General features: G+C 62.3%; 23 protein-coding genes and 2 pseudogenes. 12 read left to right on the forward strand and 13 right to left on the reverse strand.

The features are described 5' to 3' along the window. The coding region (locus IE187_RS20020) for an RNA polymerase sigma factor (protein WP_229839592.1) at positions 1 to 596 on the reverse strand (596 nt) is incomplete at its 3' end. Positions 597 to 776: 180 nt separating this feature from the next. Between IE187_RS20020 and IE187_RS20025 the strand changes: the two genes are divergently transcribed. Together IE187_RS20025 and IE187_RS20030 are read left to right on the forward strand one after the other, a co-directional pair. After that, complete coding sequence (locus IE187_RS20025; protein ID WP_189677775.1) at positions 777 to 1289, forward strand: hypothetical protein; 513 nt, start codon at positions 777 to 779, stop codon at positions 1287 to 1289. A gap of 27 nt (positions 1290 to 1316) precedes the next feature. Beyond that, positions 1317 to 1664, forward strand: coding sequence for a hypothetical protein (locus tag IE187_RS20030; protein ID WP_189677776.1), 348 nt, complete (start codon positions 1317 to 1319; stop codon positions 1662 to 1664). A gap of 139 nt (positions 1665 to 1803) precedes the next feature. On the opposite strand, the gene IE187_RS21765 is transcribed toward IE187_RS20030, so the two are convergent. Further along, the gene (locus tag IE187_RS21765) at positions 1804 to 2103 is read right to left on the reverse strand and encodes a PilZ domain-containing protein (RefSeq protein WP_189677801.1); all 300 of its coding nucleotides are present in this window, start codon (positions 2101 to 2103) and stop codon (positions 1804 to 1806) included. Between the two features lie 99 nt (positions 2104 to 2202). Between IE187_RS21765 and IE187_RS20040 the strand changes: the two are divergent. From IE187_RS20040 to IE187_RS20060, 5 genes and pseudogenes are all read left to right on the forward strand, one after another. Beyond that, positions 2203 to 2388 (forward strand): annotated as a pseudogene (locus IE187_RS20040) (transposase); the annotation flags it as partial. A gap of 369 nt (positions 2389 to 2757) precedes the next feature. Beyond that, on the forward strand, positions 2758 to 3141 hold the full coding sequence (locus IE187_RS20045; protein WP_189677777.1) for a nuclear transport factor 2 family protein: 384 nt from the start codon (positions 2758 to 2760) through the stop codon (positions 3139 to 3141). A 182-nt stretch (positions 3142 to 3323) separates the two neighbouring features. Beyond that, a complete protein-coding gene (locus IE187_RS20050; protein WP_189677778.1) occupies positions 3324 to 3599 on the forward strand; it encodes a hypothetical protein in 276 nt (91 codons plus the stop codon). Positions 3600 to 3729: 130 nt separating this feature from the next. Beyond that, a complete protein-coding gene (locus IE187_RS20055) occupies positions 3730 to 3999 on the forward strand; it encodes an HU family DNA-binding protein (RefSeq protein ID WP_189677802.1) in 270 nt (89 codons plus the stop codon). Between the two features lie 211 nt (positions 4000 to 4210). Next, entirely contained in the window at positions 4211 to 4444 is a 234-nt protein-coding gene (locus tag IE187_RS20060) for a hypothetical protein (RefSeq protein ID WP_189677779.1), read from the forward strand. An 83-nt stretch (positions 4445 to 4527) separates the two neighbouring features. On the opposite strand, the gene IE187_RS20065 is transcribed toward IE187_RS20060, so the two are convergent. The 4 genes from IE187_RS20065 to IE187_RS20080 all read right to left on the reverse strand — a co-directional run bounded on the left by IE187_RS20065 (position 4528) and on the right by IE187_RS20080 (position 6087). Next, entirely contained in the window at positions 4528 to 4755 is a 228-nt protein-coding gene (locus IE187_RS20065) for a hypothetical protein (RefSeq protein ID WP_189677780.1), read from the reverse strand. Positions 4756 to 4857: 102 nt separating this feature from the next. Beyond that, on the reverse strand, positions 4858 to 5079 hold the full coding sequence (locus IE187_RS20070) for a conjugal transfer protein TraD (RefSeq protein ID WP_189677781.1): 222 nt from the start codon (positions 5077 to 5079) through the stop codon (positions 4858 to 4860). A 19-nt stretch (positions 5080 to 5098) separates the two neighbouring features. Continuing rightward, positions 5099 to 5422 carry a conjugal transfer protein TraD gene (locus IE187_RS20075; RefSeq protein WP_189677782.1) on the reverse strand — a complete coding sequence of 108 codons (324 nt, stop codon included), beginning with the start codon at positions 5420 to 5422 and terminating at the stop codon, positions 5099 to 5101. A gap of 32 nt (positions 5423 to 5454) precedes the next feature. After that, positions 5455 to 6087, reverse strand: coding sequence for an LbetaH domain-containing protein (locus IE187_RS20080; protein WP_189677783.1), 633 nt, complete (start codon positions 6085 to 6087; stop codon positions 5455 to 5457). 202 nt (positions 6088 to 6289) lie between these two features. On the opposite strand from IE187_RS20080, the gene traA reads away from it, so the two are divergent. Together traA and IE187_RS20090 are read left to right on the forward strand one after the other, a co-directional pair. Further along, positions 6290 to 9340, forward strand: coding sequence for a Ti-type conjugative transfer relaxase TraA (gene traA, locus IE187_RS20085; protein ID WP_189677784.1), 3051 nt, complete (start codon positions 6290 to 6292; stop codon positions 9338 to 9340). Positions 9341 to 9349: 9 nt separating this feature from the next. After that, entirely contained in the window at positions 9350 to 10063 is a 714-nt protein-coding gene (locus IE187_RS20090) for a DUF6118 family protein (protein ID WP_189677785.1), read from the forward strand. A gap of 167 nt (positions 10064 to 10230) precedes the next feature. Here IE187_RS20090 and IE187_RS20095 read toward each other — a convergent pair. Continuing rightward, a pseudogene (locus IE187_RS20095) lies at positions 10231 to 10812 on the reverse strand (IS701 family transposase); the annotation flags it as partial. Between the two features lie 332 nt (positions 10813 to 11144). After that, positions 11145 to 15299, reverse strand: a complete 4155-nt coding sequence (locus tag IE187_RS20100) for a beta strand repeat-containing protein (RefSeq protein WP_189677786.1) — start codon at positions 15297 to 15299, stop codon at positions 11145 to 11147. Between the two features lie 175 nt (positions 15300 to 15474). Between IE187_RS20100 and IE187_RS20105 the strand changes: the two genes are divergently transcribed. Beyond that, positions 15475 to 15855 carry a hypothetical protein gene (locus tag IE187_RS20105; protein ID WP_189677787.1) on the forward strand — a complete coding sequence of 127 codons (381 nt, stop codon included), beginning with the start codon at positions 15475 to 15477 and terminating at the stop codon, positions 15853 to 15855. 132 nt (positions 15856 to 15987) lie between these two features. On the opposite strand, the gene IE187_RS20110 is transcribed toward IE187_RS20105, so the two are convergent. Beyond that, positions 15988 to 16686, reverse strand: coding sequence for a transposase (locus tag IE187_RS20110; protein ID WP_189677788.1), 699 nt, complete (start codon positions 16684 to 16686; stop codon positions 15988 to 15990). 153 nt (positions 16687 to 16839) lie between these two features. Between IE187_RS20110 and IE187_RS20115 the strand changes: the two genes are divergently transcribed. Beyond that, entirely contained in the window at positions 16840 to 17115 is a 276-nt protein-coding gene (locus IE187_RS20115) for a DUF6118 family protein (protein ID WP_189677789.1), read from the forward strand. 1 nt (position 17116) lies between these two features. Beyond that, a complete protein-coding gene (locus IE187_RS20120) occupies positions 17117 to 17455 on the forward strand; it encodes a hypothetical protein (RefSeq protein WP_189677790.1) in 339 nt (112 codons plus the stop codon). Positions 17456 to 17517: 62 nt separating this feature from the next. On the opposite strand, the gene IE187_RS20125 is transcribed toward IE187_RS20120, so the two are convergent. The 4 genes from IE187_RS20125 to IE187_RS20135 all read right to left on the reverse strand — a co-directional run bounded on the left by IE187_RS20125 (position 17518) and on the right by IE187_RS20135 (position 23182). Further along, the gene (locus IE187_RS20125) at positions 17518 to 19662 is read right to left on the reverse strand and encodes a discoidin domain-containing protein (RefSeq protein WP_189677791.1); all 2145 of its coding nucleotides are present in this window, start codon (positions 19660 to 19662) and stop codon (positions 17518 to 17520) included. Between the two features lie 277 nt (positions 19663 to 19939). Continuing rightward, positions 19940 to 20758 (reverse strand): IS4 family transposase, encoded by an 819-nt coding sequence (locus tag IE187_RS21515; protein WP_229839600.1) that lies wholly within the window; start codon positions 20756 to 20758, stop codon positions 19940 to 19942. Then, the gene (locus tag IE187_RS21520; protein WP_229839593.1) at positions 20662 to 21408 is read right to left on the reverse strand and encodes an IS4/Tn5 family transposase DNA-binding protein; all 747 of its coding nucleotides are present in this window, start codon (positions 21406 to 21408) and stop codon (positions 20662 to 20664) included. Before IE187_RS21520 ends, IE187_RS21515 begins: the two co-directional genes overlap by 97 nt. A 469-nt stretch (positions 21409 to 21877) precedes the next feature. Continuing rightward, entirely contained in the window at positions 21878 to 23182 is a 1305-nt protein-coding gene (locus IE187_RS20135) for an NRAMP family divalent metal transporter (protein ID WP_189677792.1), read from the reverse strand. Positions 23183 to 23633: the final 451 nt, after the last annotated feature.

A 23633-nucleotide genomic window follows, 5' to 3' on the forward strand; every position in this document is an offset into this window, starting at 1 on the left:
AGACGCGTCCTGCCGCGGGCAACCCGGCTCTTGAAGGTGCCTTCCGGGATGGCGAGCTGGCATGCGGCATCCTCGATCGATATGCCCTTTCCGGCGAGCAGGACCGCATCGCGGTGGTCTGGACTGAGTTGGCCGAGGGCCCATCCAATGTCGCGCAATTCCACCGCCTGATCCTGGCCGCCCTCGGCACCGGGCAGCCGGTCGAAAGCTTCCTCCGGCAAACTGGCATGGAAACGATCACGGCGATGCGCCGAAAGGAAGCTGTTGCGCATCACCACCCGGCTCCAAGCCCCGAAATTGCTGCCTGGCTCGAAGCTTTTCCGGGCCGACCAGCACCGCAGCATCGTGTCTTGGAAAAGATCGTCGGCATCGTAGCTGTTACCGGTCAGGCGACGGGCTTGGGCGCGTAGTAACGCTCTGTGGCGATCGAGAAGCTCCGCAAAAGGCGTATCGGTCGTGACCATCTTGTCGAAGCGTGCGTGGTACATGTCTCCATCTCCGCTCGTTTCAAATCGGATCCCCTGTACGCTCGGGTTTCTTGCTGGCTGATGAGCGCCGTGTGCCATCGTCACCCGCCAGTCCTTGTCGGCAGCCAAGGAAATACCGATTATCGCAACACGCGAGAGGACGTGGCGCTAATCCGCGCAGACCGATTGGCTCCGGTATAAAAGGGCCGATCGGGCCATAAATGAACCTCCGATAACAATCGTGTTCAGCACGATTTCACAGCGGCTCACCTACAACGGCATGATTGGATCATTCCGAGGAGACGAGCCGTGAAGAAGACGTTGATCTCAGCCTTGATAACCTCAAGCGTAGCTCTCGCGGCAATCGCTGCGGCTCCTGCATCGGCCCAGGATTACTACGGTCGCCAAGTCTATCACCAGCAGTATCAGGGTGATGGCGATGGATATGATCAGGACGCGAATTATCAGAACTACCGCCAGCAGCGCGAATATCAGCGCTACCAGCAGCAGCAGCAGCAGCGCGCTCGTTATGAAAATCGCTACCAGCGGAGCCGCTACCAAGGATACTACAATACGCGTGATTACCAGAATTACGCGGATCGTGGCAACTACCCGCAGCAGCAGACGTATTACCAGGGGCAGCGCTGCAACTCCGGTACCACTGGGGCTATCCTCGGCGCAGTTGCTGGCGGCCTGCTCGGGCGTGAAATCGGCCGGGGTGGTCAATATGACCGCCCGAGCACGACAGGCCTTATTCTTGGTGCAGGTGGGGGCGCGTTGGCTGGCCGTGCAATCGAGCGCAGCGGGCACGACTGCCGGTAACACTGTCATCGTGTGAAGGAAGAAACCATGATGAACGTTCGCAAACTCGCTATGACGGTTGTATTGGCGACTGCCTCGGCCTTCGCGCTAGCCTCTCCTGCGTCGGCCCAAAGCTTCGGTGGTATTACGCTGAGCTTTGGGTCCGGGGGCTACAACAGCTACTCTTATGATGATGACGACAACTACCCTGCAAGCAGCTATTACACGTACGGCGTGCCACAGTATCAAAACTATTCTTACTACAGTCGACCCAGTTACGAGTGGCAAGAGCGAGCGCGCCTCGAACAGTGGCGCGCGGCGCAGCAAAGGCGGCTCTACTGGGAGCACGAACGTCGCGAGCATCAGCACTGGCGCGATGATGACGACGACAATTAACGCTACGAGGGCATCTGGCTCGATAGGTTGGGCTGAATGCCCTGAGGGCCTGGGCGGGAGCCGCGCCGTTCGACCAGCGGGATCGCGATATGCACCTGAAAAATGGTTGGGCGTAGCGACCCACCGCGACCTATGATTGCTATCGACGGTAAGGGTTGCGCAGGTCACCGGCCCACCCATCGGCAATCCAGACCACGGTTGCCGGCGCTGCCTCCAGCGATCCGACGGTTATGACGACAGTAGCTCCTTTCCGAAGCGCGTCGCTCTGATCGACACGTACACCCCCGCTAGAGAGATCCCGTACCTTGTGGGTGCGAGCATGGTCCCCCCGAACTGCTCGATAGTCGCGGCTAGCAGCACGCTGGTACGCACGGCGCGTTCCGCCATGGGCGGGGTATTCATCGCCGGTGGTATATCTGTAGCGATTGGCGTTTCGCAGCTTGGCATGCGCTTGCTCCTAGGAGTCGGTTCCGGCTGAGGGCGAATGACACCCTAGGTGTTTGATCCCACGGTTTGATGGTGCGATCCTTTCGTTGGAATGGAAGGAAGCCATAGGGGACAGGTACGTCACGGGAGCGCCACGACCACGCACGCCGTCAGAGCAGCAATACAGCGATCGCAAGCTTCGCTCACGGCGCTGAGCCGGGAGCTTGGGATCAACCCGAAGACGGTAGCGAACTGGCGTAAGCGGGCGACGGTCGAGGATCTGAAGACCGGGCCGAAGGCCGCGGGGGCTGTCCGGGCAGCGCTGCCTGGCAAGCCGACGTGCCGTCCGCGCGTCACGTCCGGTCGGCGATACCGGCCATCCCGCACCCGCCGGAGCGGGCGTGGCTTATGAACATTGTACCTCTGCAAATTGCAATACCCCTACGGGCTGCTGGACAGCCTTTGCCGCGTGATAGCGAACCACCGGGGTTGATCGAAAATGGTCTGGCTGCTTTTCGGCTTGACCATGGCATAAGCCGTCTCAAAGAAGGTCCATCGTGTGGGAGACGGACAGGTGTTGCGGTGTGCTTGGTGGGGCGTTTCGATCGTCTGTGCGACACTCTTATGGTCGGCTCCCGTTCTTGCTGCGGCCCCATGTCCCGCGCCAGTGCTGGAGTCGAACGATGCTGTAGAACGCTACATCGAACAGAGCGAAGAGGAGTGGGCGAAATCCGTCGCGACCAACGATGCCTCGGTGGTCAGACGGATTCTCGCCGACGACTTCGTGTGGGTGCTCGACGGTCGTGTGCTGGACAAGAGGACCGCCGTCTTAGAGGCGGCGGATGGCCCCGGTCCTTTCCTCAGCAACACGCCGGACTATGTCCACGTCCGCTTTTTCGGCAACACTGCCGTCGCTCAGGGTAGCGAAACATGGACGAAAACGGGCGGTCGACGGGGTAAGTTCGTTTGGACCGACACCTGGGTCAATCGCGAAGGCTGCTGGCAGATCGTGAACGCGCAGGACACGGTGATCGCGCTGACAGGTCGATAGTCCGTTTCCGGGCAGTCTTGCGGCGCTGGGGAACAACTGTGTTTGGTCGAAAGCGGGTCGTCGTCGCAATGAGCGCAAGACCTCTCATAGTCTGAACAACTGCTGCAAGTGGCATTCAGGCCCGACGCATTAGCATGCGTGCATACACACTTATCGGCTGTCTGCCGATGAGGAGATTGGAGATGTTTCGCAAGTTAGTCCTGTCCGCGTCGCTCGGCCTTTCCGCGCTGGTAGCAGTCGTGCCGAACGTCGCTTTTGCTCAGAGCTATGGCGGCTGGAGCGGGCAATACCGTTCCGACGAAGGCTATCGAGACGGTCGTTACGATGATCGCGAAAGTAGTTATACGCGCCAACGCTGGATCGCGCATCGCCGTTGGGAGCAAGAGCAGCGTCGTCGCGAATGGCAGCGTGAACATTGGCGGGGTGGTGACGACCGGCGCGATGGCTGGGACCCATGATCGCTACCGGGATCGCCGCGACGACTATTAAGTTTTGGGATAGGCGCAAAGCGTGCGCGCCGATAAAGCTTGGCGCTTGCACCGGGGCTGGTCATCAGCAATTCTCATTTTTTACGTGGGAGCGGTCTGCATGAACATCGGGGAATTTGTTAAGGGCGTCGCAGCGGCGACGAGCACGAGCGAAGCGCATGCCAAAGCCGCGATCACTGCGGTGTTCGACCAGGTCGCCAGTGCGGTCGCCAAGGGCGAAGAGATCTCGATCCCCGGTTTTGGCAAGTTCTCAGTCAAGGATCGTCCCGAACGCCCGGGCCGCAATCCCTCGACCGGCGAGGCGATGACGATCGCGGCGTCGAAAAAGGTGTCGTTCACCCCCGCCAAGGGGCTGAAAGATAAACTTTAACCCACATGCCGTCGGAGATGCCGGCCAGCGCTGCGCAGTTGCGGTTCGCACCAGAGGTGTTAGCCGATTAAGCGACGCGCGGCCCGGTACGAACAGCTCAAGATTACAGCTCGGCTCGACGAACAATTGTTGAAAAACGATATGAACGGCGCGCACAGACAGAAATGTCGCCAACGACAAACCGATCAACGGATGCGCAAGAGGACGAGGAATGGCGTTTTTGGAAGAGCTGTTGGAGGGCGGCAGCACGTACCGGGTCAAGACAACTAAAGGCGGAGCTGTAGTCCAGCCGATCAGCGATAGCGATGATGACCTGGATGCATTTCAGGATATTGTGGTGCAGATCGAGGACAATGAGGGGGAGGGCTACGAGGTGTCTCTCACCCATCCGGTCAGCACGCGTGGGCGCAACCTGATCGACCGCATTGTGATCGCGATCGACTAACTGTGGTTCGCCCACCAAGAGGGCAGGGCGCTACCCCAAAACTCACCGTTCGCTTTTGCTCGACGTGTTAGTGCGATCGAAGATCAGTCGCGCCCGTCAGATCCCATCAACGCCATTTGCGCCGCACGCAGCGATAACAGCCTGGCCGGGTCGGTCGGAGCAAGGCGGCCCCAGCGAAACGCCGATCGATCCGATGCACCGTCTGTCCAAATCCGCTCTGCAACGTGGAAGAGTTCCTGAATCGTGGGCGCGCGGTCACTGGCGACGCAATCGATCACTGCGTCATCGAACAGGACGTTAATCGAGCGCATCTTTAATCTCCTGCACCCCTGATAAATGGCGACCGTGACGCGGTGATGGCCGAACGAAGAAACGTGACCCATTGCTGACAAGGCAGATCTCGAATGCGCTTATCACGCTTCGCTTACCTCGGCTTCCGTATCGAAGGCCCGTCTGCCGCGCCGCTTCCACAATGCCAGCACGTCGCCGGCATCATCACCGCGCGCGCGCCCGGCAAGATCGAGTAGGGCGCCGTAGAGGGTGGCGCGATCGTCGTCGGTCAGCTCGACCAGGCCAGCTTTCTGGACAAGGCCACCCAGTTCGATCAGGTGACGCGTTCGTTCGCGACGTTGCACGACCCAGCTCCGATTATCGCTACGCCGTCCCGCCGCTTCGGCTCGCAGTGTCGCCGCCTGGTTCAGCCGGAATGCCCGATCCGTCGCCCGTAGTATCGCCGCCACTTTTGCGCCCGCGGCGCTGAAAGAAGGCAGCGCCTTTCGATCGCCACCCCTCCTTTGCCGCAAGATCTTTAGAGGCAATCGCCTCGAGCAGAACGCCAGCAAGGGTTTCGGCATCGAGCGCATCGGCGCCGGTTGCGGAGACGAGCTGGCCGAGTTGCTCGACCCGCTTGGCTTTAAGCGAGCGGGCCTTGTCATTCAGTGCCTTTAGCTCGGCATCGTAATCGCGAACTTTGCGCATAGTCCCTCCAGCTTCAACGCATCGCGGCAATATCAGATTGCCCCGATATGTGATCCCATGTCCACCAGACCCAAACGCGGCACTGTCGCGCGCGGTGTAAGCAGCGCGCCGGGCGCGACGACAGCATTTGCACCAATACGAACGCCGTCGCCGAGCAGCGCTCCGAACTTGTCGACCCCTGTTCGAATTCGTATGCCATCGAGCACGATGACAATAGCATGATTGTCGCGTTCATTTCGAAAGTTGGCGATGATAGCCCCAGCTTCCAGATTAACGCCCGAGCCCAGCACGCTGTCACCGACGAAATTAAAGTGCGCCAGCTTAGTCTCCGAAAACAGGAACGAAGATTTCAATTCGGTGCCCGGGCCCAACGTACAACGCTCCCCCAGCCAACAGCCATCGCGAACATAAGCGCCGCTTGCAATGAAGCACGACGGTCCGACGACCGCGGGGCCTTTCAGCACGACGCCCGGTTCTATGCTGGCAGTTTCATGCACGGCGACATTGTCGGAAATCCGATAGCCAGCATCAAGATCGTCCAAGAGTACGGCCACAACCTCGTGAGAGCGGCTGGTAATTTCCCACGGTGCAAGATTGGCGAACGCTGCAAGCGGCGAGGTAGCGACGGCTGCGATATAATCGCGGATCTGGATCTGGTCGCCCATCTTGCCGATCCCTTTGCCAGTATCTGACGCACGGGTTAGCTGTCCCCGTGTTTGATAATCAGCACCTTAGCGAACCTAGCACAGGGGTAAAGCCGCAACGACGAGAGGCGCAGCAAGTCAGTCACGAGGAGCGCAGCGGATTGTGAGTGCGCGCTTATAGATCGTTGCCGATCTGCACGAAGAAGGGTAGTTTCGCTTCGTCATGGCGATCTACCATTTCTCCGCAAAAGTGATCGGCCGTTCATCCGGCTCCAGCGCTGTTGCGGCAGCCGCTTACCGCTCCGCATCCGAGCTGTTCGACGAACGGCTGGAGCGGCACCACGACTTCTCGAACAAGACCGGCGTCACGCACTCGGAAGTGATGTTACCGGAAGGGGCGCCGGAGCGTCTGGCCGACCGCACAACGCTCTGGAATGCGGTGGAAGCTGGCGAGAAGCGCAAGGACGCCCAACTAGCCCGTGAGATCGAGTTCTCGATCCCCCGCGAGATGACCCGCGATCAGGGCGTTTCGCTAGCGCGTGATTTCGTCAAACGCGAGTTTGTCGATCGCGGGATGATTGCGGACCTCAACGTGCATTGGGACAAAGCGGAAGACGGTAGTCCGAAACCGCACGCACATGTCATGCTGACCATGCGCGAGGTAGGCCCCGAAGGGTTCGGCAAAAAGGTCGTGCCGTGGAACGACCGCGCACTGTTGCAGCACTGGCGGGAAGCGTGGAGTGCGCACGTCAATGAACGACTGACGGAGCTAGGGATCGATGCGCGGATCGATCACCGCTCCTATGCCGAACAGGGCATCGCGCTGGAGCCGCAGCACAAGATCGGGCCGGCTGCGTCCCGTCGGCCCGAGCAGGGACTGGAGGCGGAGCGGATCGCGGATCACGTTCGCATCGCGCGCGAGAACGGCGAGAAGATTATCGCCGATCCGACTGTCGCGCTGGACGCAATTACGCGGATGCAGGCGACGTTCACGACCCGCGATCTGGCGGTGTTCGCGTTCCGGCATTCGGACGGCAAGGAGCAGTACGACCAGGTAATGGCTGCTGCGAAGGCGTCGCCCGAACTGGTGGCGCTGGGCAAGGATGGACGCGGTGACGAGCGGTTCACGAGCCGTGATATGATCGCGATCGAGGCGCGGCTGGAGCGATCGGCCGTCCGGCTCGCCGGGAGGGCAGGACATGGTCTCCTGGCGACGCCATGGGGAAAGGGGGGCGTCGCCAGGAGTGACGGCCTGGTGCTTGGGGGCGACCAACAGGCTGCCCTCCACCATATAGGCCATGATCGTGATCTTGCGATCATCGTAGGTTATGCCGGCACCGGAAAATCGGCCATGTTGCGCGTTGCTCGCGACGAATGGGAACAAGCCGGTTACACCGTGCGGGGCGCGGCGTTGTCGGGGATCGCGGCCGAGAACCTTGAGGCCGGGTCGGGCATCACTTCGCGCACCATCGCCAGCCTGGAGCATGCGTGGGGACGTGACCGCGAGCAGCTGGGGCCGCGCGATGTGCTGGTGGTCGACGAGGCGGGCATGATCGGCACGCGGCAAATGGAGCGGCTGTTGTCTGCTGCTGACCGGGCCGGCGCGAAGGTCGTGCTGGTGGGCGATCCCGAGCAATTACAAGCGATCGAGGCGGGCGCGGCCTTTCGTGCGCTCTCCGAGCGGCACGGGGCGGCCGAGATCACCGAAATCCGCCGGCAGCGAGCGGAGTGGCAGCGGGGTGCCACGCGCTGGCTTGCCACGGGCCGGACTTCGGACGCGATCCAGGCATACCGCGACCATGACATGGTGCGCGTTGCTGACACGCGCAGCCAGGCGCGGGCGGTGCTGGTCGGCAAATGGGACCGGCAGCGCCAGGCGGAGCCGGACAAGAGCCGGATCATCCTTACGCATACCAATGCCGAGGTACAGTTGCTCAACGGGGAGGCACGAGACCGACTGCGGGCGTCGGGCGATCTCGGGCAGGATGTGGCGGTGCAGGCCGATCGCGGGACACGCCAGTTCGCGTCCGGCGACCGGATCATGTTCCTGCGCAACGAGCGCGAGCTGGGCGTGAAGAACGGCACGCTGGGTACGGTCGAGCAGGTATCGGCTGACCGGATGGGCGTGCGGCTCGACGACGGGCGGCAGGTCGGGTTCGACGTGAAGGACTATGCTGCGATCGATCACGGCTATGCCGCTACTATTCATAAATCGCAGGGCGTGACGGTCGATCGAACGCACGTGCTCGCGACGCCGGGGATGGACCGGCACGCGGCATACGTTGCGCTGTCGCGGCACCGGGACGGGGTGCAGCTCCATCACGGACGTGACGACTTCGCGTCCGACGCGAAGCTCTCGGCGGTGCTGTCGCGCGACCGGAGCAAGGACATGGCGGCCGACTATGCGGCCGAGCCCGAGGAAGCCACCCGTGCTTTCGCGGACAGACGCGAGATCCGGTTGCCTGAACGGGTGCGCGAAATCGTGCGGACGGTCGAGACGAAGGCGAGGAGCATGTTCACCGGCTTCCGGCCCAAGGCGCCGGAAGCAGAGCGTCGCGACACCGTACCCGAAAGCACGAGCCGGCCGGTATCCGAACGCCCGGCGCCGGCAGCGGAGCAGAGCCAGGGCGAACAGGTGCGAGCGCCCAAGCGTGGCATGTTCGACGGGTTGAAGCTTGATGCGACGCCGGCGAGACCGGCACCGGTGAAAGCGCACGAACACGGCCAGGACCCTGCGTTCGTGCGTGCGGTCGAGCGGACCTCGCGCGCGGCCGAGGCGGCGTTGCAGACAAAGGCCTCGAGCGGAGCCGTACTCGAGCACCAGAAGGTGGCGCTCCAGCGCGCGATTGACGCGCTGGAGCAGCTCCGTCCCGGTGGGTCGGACGATATGCACGAAGCGATGACGCGCAATCCGGCCCTGCTGCGCGAAGCGGCCGCGGGGCGCAGCGGCCCGATGATCGCGGCGATGGCCCAGGAAGCCCGCGTGCGGACCGATCCGCACCTGCGCGCCGATCGGTTCGTGGAACGCTGGCAAATGCTCCAGGGCCAGCACGCGGACTTCGAGCGCGCCGGCTATGCAGCGGGCCGCGACAAAGCGGGGCAGGAGATGGCTGACATGGCAAAAGGCCTCGAACGCGATCCCCAGGTGGAATCGCTCCTGCGCAGCCGATCGCGCGAGCTGGGGCTTGGGATCAGCGAGCGCCAGGACCGCGATATAGGCCGGGAACTGTCACGCGATCTGCACCGCGACCGTGACTTGGGAATGAGCCGATAGGGGGTAGGTATGGACGACGGGCATGAGAATGATGGCGGCGACGATCAGGCGGCGCTCGCGTTCGTCCAGCTCGGCCGTGAGGTTTCGCTGCTACGCGCCGCTATCGAGGGGCTGACCGCCGCGCGGGAGTCGGTCGACACACCCGATTATGAGCCGACGCTCGCACGCACCGAGAAGGTGCTGGCGGTATTGGTCCGCCAGATCGACGCGATGAGCAAGAGCCCGGCGATGATGCTCACGCCCGAGGAGATGGGACAGCGTTTAAACGCCGCTGTCACCGACGCCGTGCGCGAACTGCGTCACCAGATCGGGACGACGGACACGATGCTCCGCAACGTCGCGGGCAGCCTGTCCGACCGGCTGGGGTCGGCGCGGCGCGGCGACGAGCAGAACCGCTTGCTGCTGTGGACCGGTCTCGGCGGCTTGGTGCTGGGGGTGTTGCTCTACGCGATCGTGGCGGGGCCGATTGTACGGCTGATGCCGTCGACCTGGTTATGGCCCGAGCGGATGGCGGCGCGCTCGCTCCGGATGCCGATGTGGGAAGGCGGGCAGCGCCTGATGCGGGCCGGCGACCCGCAGGCCTTCGCCGGCGTGTTGGCGGGCAATCGGCTGGCAACGGCGAACCGGGAGCCGCTGGAGGCGTGCCGCAAGCAGGCGGCCAAGGCGAGCAAGGTGGTCCGCTGCACGATCGAGGTAGGAAAGGGGGAGCAGGTTGGACAGTAACGTCGGTATGACGCGCGATACGCTGGCGGCCCTGATCGGCCGGATGCTCGACGCCGGGACCCGGACCACGCCGCCCCCATCCGGCTCCTGTACATTATGGGGACACAGATTCCGGTAGGCTTTCGTAGACCGGTTGCCGTACGGATTTTCAGGGCAATCGGTTTATGAACGCAGCCGAAGCGCACACCGGCCGCGATGACGCGGTCGATCTCAGCAATTGCGATGTCGGGCTTCGTTCGATATGCTTCAAAAGCTTCGGGCACGGCGGTCCTAGACATCCGCGCGGTATCGCTGGTCCAGCTTTCCGGCAGGAATAGCCGCAGACCCAGCATCACCGGAAATTCTCCCGAAGCCAGCGTCACCGAGACCAGCGTCTGGCAGTTCGCGTTCTTGCCTAGCACCGTGGCGTATTGCGGCGCGACACCGACCGAGGCCTTGCCCTTCTTGGGAAGCGCCGTGTCGTCGATGATCAGCCAGGCCTTGTCGCCTCCGACCAAAGCATCCGCTTGCCGCCAAAGGCGCGCTTCCAACGGCGCACTGTCCCAAATCCCCGCGCCGATGAAATGGTGCAGCCGGTCATAGCTGATCGCGTCCCCGCGCGCTGCAATCGGCTGAATGCTCTTGCGATCGCCCGGGCCGATCAGGCCAGCGATGTAGGCCGGGCACATCCGCCGTCGCGTCTTGTTGCCCAGATCCTGCAAATACGGCTCAAGCCACCGCTCGAGATCGCCCTGCCAATCCTGTTCCATCGCCAGCCCCCTTCAAAGCTGGCTCCCTATGAATCACGCATCCCCTGCGCGGGGAATCCCCAAAATTATATTTCTGCCAAAGTAGTGCTAGGCCAACCACCTTAAACCCGAAGTATACGACGGCTATTGCCGCCTCGGTATTGCCCCCCCGTCCTCAGCGAGAGGGGGATAGCAAAAGCCCAGTCAGCCGTGTCCGTGCCTTTCTCGGGCGTCAGTCCAATGGTGCCTATGAGTTCGTCGGAACCTCTCAAGGCGGCGGCCCACACTCGTTCGGCCGGCACGGGACCCGCAACGAGCTCGGTCGCGTCGGCGAGCGGGCTCGTTGTGACCAGTTAGAACGCGACCCGCAGGCCAGCTCGACCTCCACCACCAGTGTAGTTCTTGCTGACTATGCCGTCGCCCTCAATAAACCCGGTAACGGCGCCCGATTTGATCGTCACACCGAGTTTGCCCCGACCGAAATCCTGGAGTGGCACATTCCGGAAACGTACCGCGTTGCTGCCGGACGAGAAGACAAGGCCTTGGGTTCCTTTGAACTCGTGCACGTAATCGCCCGCGACATAGAAGGACGCGATGCTGTCCCCGCCGATCGGTAAGGCGTTACCCAGGCGCAGCCCCGCGGAACCGCGTGTGCCAGTCATGTGGTCGAAGTCGATGGCGACGCCGAGGGGGCGGATCCCGTCGAGCTCAGTCCGGACAAACGCAATGCTGACGTTGGGCTCGGCATAGAAACCCGTTGCACCGAACCGGAACCCGGCCTCGCCCTTCACACCATAGCTTCGACCGTTGCTCCGGGTATTGAGACCCGCGCTGAGGGAGTTCATATGAACACGGTAAAAGTCGTACTTGCCGAGCGCGTTGAGGAAGAGTCCTCCTAAGTTATACCCAGCATAGAGACCGGCATTAAATGCGTCGTACGTAATCTTCTGGTTGAAGCCGGGGAACTTCAGCACCGAATTGGCATAGCCACCAGTGATGCCCGCTGCCAACGCCCCGCTGCTCAAGAAGCCGAGGCCAGCTTGAGCGCCGAACGCGTCCTGCTGGTAATTGGACCCAACCGTCTGCGTGATGCCATAGACCGTGTCCGTCCGCGTCTGTTTCCGCGTCGCTACATGGCCGAAGGTCTGCAACCAAAGCCGCCCGCCATTGGCCGGTGCGCCTGCCCAGGTCGCATCGCGCTGCGAGGCGAGTTGCGCCGACACGGCATCCGCGGAATCGTTCCACAGGGTTTCTGCCCCTTCCGAGGCCTTCAAGAGCCGGATCGCGGTCGCGCTCGGCGCGCCGGCAAGGTTGAAGCTGTTGTTGGCACCGTTGAACGCCAGCCCGTAGGTAATCAATCCCCGCGTCGTCTGAGCCGGTGACAGCGAGAAGGCCGTCGAGCTCGTGCCGGCACCCGCCGACACCAGCGTGATGCCCGGCTGCAATACCGCCGTGTTGTTGACGAAGTTGACCCCCAGCACCGTCGAGCCGGTCGCGGCTCCGCCGATGATCAGGCGATCCGCCGTCCCCGCGCCGCTGGGATCGACATCGAGCAGAACACTGCTCGATCCCGATCCGGTAAAGGTGCCAGGGATCGTCAGCGTGTCACCGACGATGCCGTTCTGAAGCGTGACGGTGCCCGAGTTGTTGAATGCCTCAAGCCCGGTCAGCATGGACGCCAGCGGGGCCATCCGGTTCACCAGCGCGAACGTGCCGCTGTTGTTGACCGCATCCGCGCCTGCCCCGAGGTCCAGCGCCGAGCCGACCAGGACCGTACCGCTGTTGTTGAGGGTATCGTTGCCGGCACCAAAACTCGACCCCGTCCCGAAGGTGACGGTTCCCGAATTGGTGAAGACGTCGTTGCCGGCGGTCAGCACCACGGGGCCAATGATCGTTCCCAAGTTGTTGACGGTCGCCGCGCCGCCGCTGATCGTGAGGGCATTGCCATTGCCCGCAGTGATCGTGCCGGCATTGGTCAAGATCGAGCCGTTGCCGGAAGTGAGGACGATCGTGTTACCGTTGGACGTGACGGTCGCACCGCTGACAATCGTCAGCCCCACCGTCGTGGTCGCGTTCGCCGTGATTGCCCTGACGCCCGCGCCCGTTGCGGCAACGTTGCCGACGTTGAGGAAAGCCGCACCATTGGTGGCGTTGGCGAAGATCGTTTCCTGCGCCGGTCCGTTCGCCGCACCACTTGAGGTGATCGTACCCATGGTGGTCACGTTGACGGTGCCGCCCGTCGCGTCGATGACGCGCGAGCCGATGCCGGTTGTTGATCCCGAACCAAGTGTCAGGTTCGTTGGGCCGGTGCTGGCGGCCAATATGCCGGCGGCATTCGCCCCAGTGGTGCGAACAGCACCCTGGGTGACCGACACAATGCCTCCGGTCGAGCCAGTGCTTGCGGAAATGCCAACCGCGCCCGTGCCGGATGTGGTGACCGTTCCGGTGCCGTTGACGGTCACGCTACCGCCGGTGGAACGTGCGGTGATGCCATTGATCGCATCGCCCGTCGTGGTGATCGCACCGTTGTTGGTGACGGTCAGTGCGCCGCCGGCCAAGGCGTCAACCGCCGCCAGGCCGGTGCCCGTTCCAGTATCCGAGATCGTACCCGTCAGGGTCAGTGTCTGCGCCTTGCCCGACCGCGCGACGATCGCCGAGCTGCCCGCGCCGGCAGCCGTCACGTTCGTGAACGTTCCGGTCAAATTGCCACCCGCATTGAGATCGACGACGCGCGAACCCGCGCCGGACGCCGACAGGGTTCCGGTCGAGCTTGCGGTGACGTTGCCGGTGCCACTCTGGGCTCTAACCAGAGTCGAGCCGGTCCCCATGGCGCTACCGTTGGTAACCCCCAGCGACACATTGCCCGCCGCCGACTGAGCATTGACCCCGCGCGTGTTGTTGCCCGTGATCGTCATCGTAGCGACAGTCGTGCTGCTGTCGCCCACCGACTGGACGAGCACACCGTCGCCCCCGGCGGTGGTGACACTCGTCACCGCCAGGATCGCGGGACCGCCGCTTGTCACATTAAGCCCTGTTGCGCCGGCACCCGTCGTCGTTAAGGTGCCGGCGGTTAGATTGACGGCGTTGGCGGCGTTAATCGTCGCGCCCTGCGCACCGGTCCCGGTCGTGACGACATTGCCGAGGTTGCCCGTCACGCTGGAGCCGGTCACGACCGCGGCGGTGGCGCCGGCTCCGTTGGTCCGCAGCGTCGCGCCCGTGCCGCGCAGGTTGATCGCCCCGGTGGTGACGAGGTCGATCGCGCTGGCGGAGTTGACGGCGGCGTTCCTCACGCCTGAGGTCGTGATGTTGCCGTATCCGGCATCGATCGCGCCCGTGCCGGCGCGGACGAACAGACCGGTCGAGCCGGCGCCCGTCGTAGTGATCGACCCCGTGTTGGTCGTCACCGTCCCGTTACCGGTGGTGGTGATGCTAACCCCGCGCGAATCCGCCCCAGTCGTGCTGATCGATCCGGTATTGGCGAAGGTCACCGGACCGCTGCCGGTGATGGCCACGGCCGTGCCGGTGCCGGTCGTCGCAGCGCCGTTCACCGTGGCGTTGATCGCCCCAGCACCGCCAGTGATCCGCAGCCCGTTCGCGCCATTGGCGGTCTGCGTGCCGCCGGTGAAGTTGACCGCCCCGGTCGAGGTGATCGCCGTGCCATGCGCCCCAGCCTGCGTCGCCGTCACCGCCCCCGTCGAGAGCGTCACTGGATTCGCGCCCGCATTGACCGTCAGACCATTGCCGGTGGTCGCCACCGTGCCAACCGTCAGATTGACCGGGCCCGTCGCCGTGATCACCGCACCCTGCGACCCCACACCCGTCGCCGTGATGGCGGTGGTCGTCACATTGCCGAGGTTGCCCGTCACGCTGGAGCCGGTCACGACCGCGGCGGTGGCGCCGGCTCCGTTGGTCCGCAGCGTCGCGCCCGTGCCGCGCAGGTTGATCGCCCCGGTGGTGACGAGGTCGATCGCGCTGGCGGAGTTGACGGCGGCGTTCCTCACGCCTGAGGTCGTGATGTTGCCGTATCCGGCATCGATCGCGCCCGTGCCGGCGCGGACGAACAGACCGGTCGAGCCGGCGCCCGTCGTAGTGATCGACCCCGTGTTGGTCGTCACCGTCCCGTTACCGGTGGTGGTGATGCTCACCCCGCGCGAATCCGCCCCGGTCGTGCTGATCGATCCGGTATTGGCGAAGGTCACCGGACCGCTGCCGGTGATGGCCACGGCCGTGCCGGTGCCGGTCGTCGCAGCGCCGTTGACCGTGGCATTGATCGCCCCAGCACCGCCAGTGATCCGCAGCCCGTTCGCGCCATTGGCGGTCTGCGTGCCGCCGGTGAAGTTGACCGCCCCGGTCGAGGTGATCGCCGTGCCATGCGCCCCAGCCTGCGTCGCCGTCACCGCCCCCGTCGAGAGCGTCACTGGATTCGCGCCCGCATTGACCGTCAGACCATTGCCGGTGGTCGCCACCGTGCCAACCGTCAGATTGACCGGGCCCGTCGCCGTGATCACCGCACCCTGCGACCCCACACCCGTCGCCGTGATGTTGCCAGTCCTCAGCGCGAGGTTACCGCCCGTGAACCGAACACCCGCGGAGGTCGCGCCGCTTGTCGCGACGTTGCCGACGGTAACCGTTGTCGCCTGACCCGGGGCCGTTAGCGTGAGGCCGGTGGCATTAGTACCCCCGATGGTGCTGATATTAAGCGGCGCGCTCGTGCCCGAAGGCGTGAAGCTGAGGGCTCCCCCGGTGGAGCTGAGCCGAACCGCCGGGGCTGCGGTCGTCGTCACAGGCCCGGTGGCCGTATATGTCGTGACCAACGGGCCCGCGGCGGACGTGGTCCTGAGGCCGGCCCCGGGAACGACGGCGGCGGATGAGGTGGTGGTGGCAGTCAAAACCGTGGACGCGCCATCAACACAAGTGATCGTGGTACCCGCCTTAGAACAGGTCGTGGCCTGCGCTTGGACGCTGGTCGGCACGAATAACGCCATCGCTGCGGTGGAAACGCTACTGAGCAGCGTCAGGCGTATTTTCGTGCTCGTCATCACTCATCCCCTACATTATTATTAATCAGTTCAGATGGTTATGATCTTGAACCAACCATTATAGTCCTGTCACTAGCTTTGTTCGGTTTCTAGCGCAATCGGGTAGTGCCCCTTGGAGTGGTGTATGAACACCAATCCTAGGTTAGGCCAAGGATGATCAGGCTGCCAGTGCCGGCAGGCTGATGCGTGGGTTATCGCTCAACGCGCCGATCGTTTCCAGCGTCATGTAACGCCGCGATACCGACCACTCATCGTTCTGCTCAAGCATGAGCGCGCCGACGAGGCGGATGACCGCGGCGGTGTTGGGGAAGATGCCGATGACATCGGCCCTGCGCTTGATCTCTTTGTTGACGCGCTCCGTCAGGTACGTGGCGTCGATCCACAGATAAGGCCATTCGCCTTCAATCGGGCGGTTGAGGAAGGCGTTCACCCGCTCGTCGATCTCGATGATCAGCCGGCTGACTTGGCTCCTCGAGACGCCGGTCCCGCCCATCGCCTTCACCAGGTTGTCGACCGAGCGCGTCGAGATCCCTTGGATGTACGCCTCCTGGATCACCACCACCAAAGCCTTCTCCGCAGTACGACGCGGCTCCAGGAAGCTCGGGAAGTAACTGCCCTTCCTCAGTTTGGGGATCGCCAGCTCGATCCGCCCGGCACGCGGGTCCCAGTCGCGCTCGCGGTAGCCATTGCGGTGGTTCAGGCGATCGGCTGAGCGGGTGCCTGCAGGCGCGCCCGTCTTCGCCTCAATCTCCATGTCCATCATGCGCGCTGCGGCAAACGCCAACGTCTCGCGCACCAGATCCGCATCCGCCTCTTGCTCGACTAGCTCGAGCAGGGCCATCTTGGCATCGGTCATCGTCGTCTTCTCCAGGTTCGAGTTCGCATCCGAACCCTAACTGAAGATCGGCGATGGCCACCTCATTCGTGGCAGCTTCCTACACCACGCCCCGGGACACTACCCGATGTGGGAAGGCGGTCAGCAGCTGATGCGCGCCGCGTCGCCACAGGCATGTTGCTGTGGACGGTCCTCGCCGGTCCGATCGTGCGAGCCATGCCGGCGAGCTGGCTATGGCCGGAATGGATGGCGGCGCGCACGTTGCGCATGCCGATGTGGGAAGGCGGCCAGCACCTGATGCGCGCCGGATCCCCCGAAGCGTTCGCTGGCGTGCTGTCGGGCAACCGGCTGACGATCGCCAACCGCGATGTACTGGACTTCTGCCGCAAGCAGGCCAGCAAGGTGAAGAAGGCAGTGCGCTGCGCGATCCAGGTAAAGGCGGAGGACTGACATGGCGAACACATCCGAAGGCGACCGTAATGCGGTCCTGGTCCTGATCACCGAGGCGTTGCGCGATGCGGGGCGAACAGCGCCACCCCCGGAGGCCGAGCAAGGCGATTGGCTGCGCGGAAACGTCAAATGGAGCGAACCGGACGAGCATGGCTGGGTGGCGCTCATTCCCGTGCAATTCGATGTGTGGGTGCCGAAAGTGCTGGTCGCTTGGCAGATGGCGCTTCAGTCGGGTGATCTCCTCCAGCCCAATTGGATGAACGACCCACGTTTTTCGCTGAGGCGCTGGCCGGCGATCGAGGTGGCGGTACGTCGCCTGTACGCCGCACCGGAGGTCTGAGAATATGGTGGTTCTCGATAAAAGCGCGGCTCCTTGATCTGCGTCACATCCTCAAAGGCAAGCTATTTCGACATTGTAGCAACTGGTCCAGCGCCCGTAAGGACGGTCAGCGATAAAGCGGGCAGGGGGATTGGTGTGTCCCAGCCTTTTGCTCTCGTCTCCTCAGGCGGCCGATCCAGGCTCGGATGGCCCTCGCGAGCGTTCCAGAGATATTGCTTGGAAGAATATTGCATGATGTGCAGCGGCCCACCTCGACCAGGTAGGGCGCTCTTGAAAGCAACGCGCGTTGTCACCGCGGTTGAGCTTCGGTTGATGATGAGCAATGACCACTGACCGTCCGACCTCAGAATGGGATAGGCCGCAATCAAAGCTCGACCACGATCATCATGAAGTGTGGTGGTTGCCCGATAGAGCATGTTCCGGCCAGGGCCAGCCCAATCCGTCTTCATCATCCGCATGGCGTAGAACGCCGGCATAGCCCAGCGCGCTTGGCCGACATCGTTCATCTCCCACAGCATCATATTGCCCCGGCCCGAGCAATTTTGATCTCCGTCGAGCAATTGGTCAGGCGGATAGCCGTAAAGATAGGCAGCGGAGCCGCCACGGCCGAGGAAGTCAGCGATCATGTCTGCGTCGAGCAACGCGCTTGGCATCTCGACCATCGCGCGCCCGGCGAAGGCCGAGAAGCCGTATTCGGTAATCACCCACGGTATCGATCGCGGGACACCGTCCTTTTTAAGGCGCTTGAAAAGCGTGTCCATTACCAGGTCCCGTCCGAGCAGTTTCTCAGGGATCGAGCCGCAAAGGTTGTCGAAGGGGAACAGCTCGAACGAGAAGAAGCCTAGCTGATCGAGCCCATGATGGTCTGTGAGATAGCGGACAAACTGACTTGTCCAGCTCTCGTCAGGGTCGGGGTCGAGCCAGGTATCGGCGATGCCGTCTTGTAGGCTGGGACCACCGATCGTGATCTTCGGGAAGCTTGCATGCAGATGACGCGCGAATTCGAGATAGAGCGCGCTATAATCGGGTGCCGAAATCATCTGGCCATCGGGTTCTTCGCCAAGCTCGACACGGTCGAAGGGGATATGATGGTTTTGCAGATAGTGTAGCTCGGCCAGAGCATTGTCCGGTGTGTCGTAGGCAAGGCCAGCCGGAACCATGATCGGCGTCCTTTGTATTATTTCCGCTTTTATTAAGGCTTCAAAAGATGGCTGCTCGGTCTCTGCGTCGCGATCGATAGCGCGGTGCCACGGGTCGGTCGAGGAAACGTGCAGGATTGTCTGGTGTGTGCGGTCCGTCCCATGGCGGATGACGTCGAGAATGCTGCCGCCCGCGTTCATTGTCCCGAGATAGATTTCACCAATCGCGAAGCCCAAGCGATCGCGAATGTCGCTTCCTGCAGCATCGCTGATGCCAGACGATTGCTGCAGAAGGACGCGGACGAATTTGGTCGAGATTGCCGCCTGCGCGAGATTAAGCGTGACCGTGCCGCCGCGCCCATTGCTGACCACGCCTTGTGGGAAATCGTGCCATCGCCCCTCATACTCATCGGCACCGACCCAATATTGAACCGCGTAGCGGCGCGCGAAAGGCTGCTTCCAGGCAATCGTGATCGCATCGATCGGCATGTGCTTTGGAAGCTCCACCACGACCCACTGCGGTCGCCCGGGTGTCTCCTTCGAGAAGTGCTGGTCGAGATATGGGTTACTCTTCCAGAACGTCGAGGAATCCCCGTCATCAAGGCGCGAATAGCCGTCGTCATTGGCCTGGTCGATCGTATTTCCGCGGCGCGCCAGCTTGTACCCGAAGGTCACCAATCCCTTGGTGTTGGCACTCGCATCCCCTGTCCAGTAGCCTTCGTTGTGTGCAGGGTCACTCCATTGACCTTCGGACGACCAATGCCACGCCTCGTTCGCAAGCTCGGTACGCAGCCGGTAGGCAAGGCGTGGAAAGCGCGACTTCCGCATCGCTGCGAGATTAACGTTGCGGAACACTGCGGCTGCCTCGTCCTTGGCGCCCCCATCGATCGACGCACCGAGTGCCTCGTCGGCGTCGAACACAGCCAGTGGCTGGGCATTGGCGCCTTCAACCGTGATACGGTTGCGCGCAGCATGAGGCGCGGCGGCGATCGGTGGGGCGATGCTAAGTGATAGAACGAGGGCAGGGGTGAGCAGAATTATTGCCGCGCGCGACAGAAACGAAATCATCTCCGCTCCCTAAGGGCCCCGGCTGTGATGCAGAAGCGCTAATTGGGAGTGGTGCAGACTATCGCAGGCGCGCTCGGACCACGCGTCCAGTGCCAGGGCGCCTATGGGTTAGCGGCGCGTGACGAGGCTGTGGTTCGATGTGTGGCGGCGCTGTTGGCACGCGTGGTGCGAAGGTCGAATGGGAGCTGGAATCCTACCTAGCGGCGGACCAACGGCGGGCGCTTTGGCATTTCGGTCGTGCTGCGCTGGCAACAGCGCATGTTGCTGTGGATGATTGTCAATCCGATCGTACCCCTCCGGTGTGGCTTGCAATTACCCACAAGTGGCGAGTTCCGCGCCGATCTGGATATCGACCAGGCGTCGTAGGCCGCGCCAGACGACGGTGTTTCCAAGGCGGTGGGTCGGACGTCCTCGCGAGATAACCACCAAGGCGAGACAATTTGGTGAGATAGAGCTGGAGGGTGCCCGGCTTTGCTCGGCGGTTCCCGCTATCGGAAACGAGGCGGTCGAGGATTGTAATTTCCGTCGCTGTAAATGCGATCGCGGGGTCGGCGTCGGGGGCAGCACGTGCCATCATGGTCATCCACATCACGCGCCAGCTGACGATACAAAACAGCGCGACAAGGTTGGCTAAGCGATCGGCGGTGCGGAGCTTGGCATCCTCAGCACGACATCCTGATTTCAGAACCTTATGGAAGACTTCGATCTTCCAGCGCGTAGAATACCAACGTATTTTTTCGATCGCCCCTTCGAGGTCCGCAACTTCCAGGTCGGTGACGAGCTTCCAGAGGATCGGCTTGCGGCCCAATGGGGCACCGACCTCCGACGCATGGATCACCGTCAGATCGAGCGCTGGGTAGCGTTTTTGCTTCCCGATCGGCGGGCAGACGCGGATTCGTTTGAACCGGATATCAAGGGTCACACGTTCGACTGTGTCATTATCGACCCTCACCTCGATGCTATGCATGCCCGCGCTTGGAGCCTCGTGCATTTCGGTTTTCACGGTGTGATCGCCGTTGCCAGCGAGCCTGTCGACAACGGTGCGGACGACGAAGTGGGTACCGAGATCTTTGGCGAGGCAGTAGAGTTCGTAAATGTCGCTCTCTCGATCGCCGACGTGGACACACCGATCCGGCTGCCCAGCAGAGCGACCGACTGGCGGAGATTATCGAGCCAACGAACGCTCTCCTTTGCTTCGATCGGAACCCGCGTCGGGTTTATCCTCCGCTTGAGCTGGGCAGTGCCCTTGAACTTATCGCGGTTCCAGAACTTGACCGCGGCCAGGCCGAGGGGAAGCCCCTCCTCGGTGACAACGAGACTGGAATGCATAAGTATTCCGCAAACCGCATGGTGTCGGAGCCGGCCACTCTTGTCGCGACCACTGTTCACGCTTTTGGTGAAGCCGACGTCGTGCGGGTTCCGGCGCTGATAGGTGAACTCTGTCGTATCCTGCAGCACCAAGATCGGTCCGTCAGACGCGACATATCGCGCCCTCGTCGCCTTGAGATGGCCTGCAAGGATGTCCCCTTCCTCGACCTTTGGGTTGGAAAAGAACCGATACGCGGCCTTGGTGCTTGCCCAGTCCTGACAGGCCAAAGGAATTGTTCCTCCCATCCTGTCGCTCAAGCAGCGAAGCAAATCGCCAAACCGGCGCCCGAGACGGGCATCTCTGAAAGCGGTCTCATCGACCTCGCTGCGCGACCAGTGGTCGCCCAGAAGCAGCTGGCTTTCGCTTTCGGCCTGCATCGCGCACCTCACGAACACAATCACGGTGCTCGTGAATGAATCACAACTGATTCATCCGATTCAACAATTTTCTTTCGGAGGCACGCAAGCGATTCAAATACTTATGGGTAATCGCAAGCCTCACCGGATGCTTACATCCGATCGCGCCCGCCGTGCGGCGAAGCTGGTTATACTAGCGGCGCGCACGTTGCTCACGCCGACGTTCGAAGCCGGTCAGCTGCCAGAGGCGGCCTTTTACAATTCGCCTGTTATCAAATCTCGTTGCCAAGCGCGCCGCAAGCGAGTTCAGTTTCAGAAACGAGCGAGGCTGTTGACAAAGTCGGCGTCGAATTAAATCGAGACACTATCATGCGCAGTTGGCTTCGCACGCAGAAGATCGCGTCAGTCGATAGTAGCCGCTTATTCCAAAACTACACTCGTGCGCAACAAACTGCGCCAGCCCGACTTTTTCAACAGTCTCGAGCGAGTATCACTTACCCATCGTAGCAAACATGCCGATGGCCGCCAAAGTCATCGTTGCCGTGGCCACCCACCCTACGATCGACAGTACGCGGGGCAGGCGAAAGATACCCATCGCTTTCGGGTTGCGCGCAAGGAGCATCATCATGACCATCACTGGGACAGCAACGACGCCGTTAACGACCGCGCTCCAAAACAGCGCCTTGATTGGGTCGATCGGTGTGAAGTTTAAAGCAGCGCCCACCAGCGTAGCGGCGGCGATCGTTACGTAGAATCCCTTAGCACGCCCCGGCTTGCGGGTAAGGCCGACATGCCACCCAAAAACCTCGCCGAGTGCGTATGCCGATGATCCGGCGAGAACCGGCAGGGCGAGCAACCCTGTCCCGATGATACCGAGTGCGAAGATCAGGAAGGCGAAGCGCCCGGCGATCGGTTTGAGTGCCTGGGCCGCCTGTGCGGAGGTTTGGATGTCGGTTACGCCGTGCGCGTGCAGCGTTGCGGCGGTTGTTAAGATAATGAACAACGCGACAACGTTGGAAAACCCCATGCCGATGATTGTGTCCCACCGGATGCGGCGCAACTCCTGGGTCGCTTGGTCCGGCGCGCGGATCAGCGGTTTGGCGCCAGCCCGTTCCTGAACATCTTCTACCTCTTCCTCAGCCTGCCAAAAGAACAGGTAGGGACTGATCGTTGTACCGAGGATCGCGACGACAACGGTTAGATATGCGGCGTTGAATGCGATATCCGGGATAATGAGCGCGTGCGCTACGGTTCCCCATGGCAATTTAACGATCAACGCTACGCCAACATAGGCAAACAGCGACACGGTCAGCCATTTCAGAACCGAGACGTAGCGAGAATATCGCACAAATATCTCGAGGAGGGCGGACGCTACGGCGAAGAGGGCGACATAAAACAGTTGGGGACCGCCGATCAGCAGCTGCAACGCGGCCGCCATTGCGCCGAGGTCCGCACCAAGGTTGATCGTGTTGGCGACAACCAGAAGCGCTACGATCCCGTGCAGTAACGATGCGGGATAATGGAGCTTGAGATTGCCAGCGATTCCGCGTCCGGTAATCCGGCCGATCCGCGCGCTGATCTCCTGGATCGCGCACATAAGTGGCCAGCTGAACAGCATGATCCAACCGAGATCGTATCCGAACTGCGCTCCTGCCTGCGAATAGGTCGCAATTCCGCTCGGATCGTCGTCCGACGCTCCGGTGATCAGCCCGGGACCGAGCACCTCGCGCAACTTAGGGCGCTGGGGCTGCTTCACCGCGTCCGGAGAGTCGGGAGCAGCTGCCAGATCGGTCATTTCGAAAGTCGCCTTGGTACAGCCAAAAGCCGGTTGCCGAATGCGCACTCCCGTCGCGCGCGTACTTCATAGCGAATTTGATCGAGAAACCACGTCGATTTTGATCGATCATTCGGCACGCTCGCCTCCTCTCTCGACTTGGGCCGAGGGTCGCGGTCTCAGGAGGCGACACGGGACGCGACCGCCTGATTCGCATCGTCACGGTGCTGAAAACGGTCAGCCGGGCAGTTCGCGCCGACGATATCGGCGCGGACATCAGCGATAAAGATTGAGGACTGACGTCGCGAACATAACGAAAGCCGATCGCGATGCGATCCTGGCCCCAGTCATTGAGCGTTACGCATACGGGCCAACAACGACGCCCCCAAAGAACAAGCAAGGCTACTGGCAGTGTGGGGAAGTTTTGCACCGCCGCACCTTATTATTGCCGACGGCATGCCGAGCGAAGCAA

It is taken from the genome of Sphingomonas glacialis (assembly GCF_014653575.1).
GTDB lineage: Bacteria > Pseudomonadota > Alphaproteobacteria > Sphingomonadales > Sphingomonadaceae > Sphingomonas > Sphingomonas glacialis.

Bases quoted from the DNA above. Each gene is read 5' to 3' on its own strand.
- IE187_RS20125 (WP_189677791.1), bottom strand. From the start codon at position 19,662: ATGATTTCGTTTCTGTCGCGCGCGGCAATAATTCTGCTCACCCCTGCC.
- IE187_RS20055 (WP_189677802.1), top strand. From the start codon at position 3,730: ATGAACATCGGGGAATTTGTTAAGGGCGTCGCAGCGGCGACGAGCACG.
- traA (WP_189677784.1), top strand. From the start codon at position 6,290: ATGGCGATCTACCATTTCTCCGCAAAAGTGATCGGCCGTTCATCCGGC.
- IE187_RS20065 (WP_189677780.1), bottom strand. From the start codon at position 4,755: ATGCGCTCGATTAACGTCCTGTTCGATGACGCAGTGATCGATTGCGTC.
- IE187_RS20105 (WP_189677787.1), top strand. From the start codon at position 15,475: ATGGTGCTGATATTAAGCGGCGCGCTCGTGCCCGAAGGCGTGAAGCTG.
- IE187_RS21520 (WP_229839593.1), bottom strand. From the start codon at position 21,408: ATGCAGGCCGAAAGCGAAAGCCAGCTGCTTCTGGGCGACCACTGGTCG.
- IE187_RS20110 (WP_189677788.1), bottom strand. From the start codon at position 16,686: ATGACCGATGCCAAGATGGCCCTGCTCGAGCTAGTCGAGCAAGAGGCG.
- IE187_RS20120 (WP_189677790.1), top strand. From the start codon at position 17,117: ATGGCGAACACATCCGAAGGCGACCGTAATGCGGTCCTGGTCCTGATC.
- IE187_RS20115 (WP_189677789.1), top strand. From the start codon at position 16,840: ATGTTGCTGTGGACGGTCCTCGCCGGTCCGATCGTGCGAGCCATGCCG.
- IE187_RS20075 (WP_189677782.1), bottom strand. From the start codon at position 5,422: ATGCGCAAAGTTCGCGATTACGATGCCGAGCTAAAGGCACTGAATGAC.
- IE187_RS20080 (WP_189677783.1), bottom strand. From the start codon at position 6,087: ATGGGCGACCAGATCCAGATCCGCGATTATATCGCAGCCGTCGCTACC.
- IE187_RS20090 (WP_189677785.1), top strand. From the start codon at position 9,350: ATGGACGACGGGCATGAGAATGATGGCGGCGACGATCAGGCGGCGCTC.
- IE187_RS20030 (WP_189677776.1), top strand. From the start codon at position 1,317: ATGATGAACGTTCGCAAACTCGCTATGACGGTTGTATTGGCGACTGCC.
- IE187_RS20060 (WP_189677779.1), top strand. From the start codon at position 4,211: ATGGCGTTTTTGGAAGAGCTGTTGGAGGGCGGCAGCACGTACCGGGTC.
- IE187_RS20135 (WP_189677792.1), bottom strand. From the start codon at position 23,182: ATGACCGATCTGGCAGCTGCTCCCGACTCTCCGGACGCGGTGAAGCAG.
- IE187_RS20050 (WP_189677778.1), top strand. From the start codon at position 3,324: ATGTTTCGCAAGTTAGTCCTGTCCGCGTCGCTCGGCCTTTCCGCGCTG.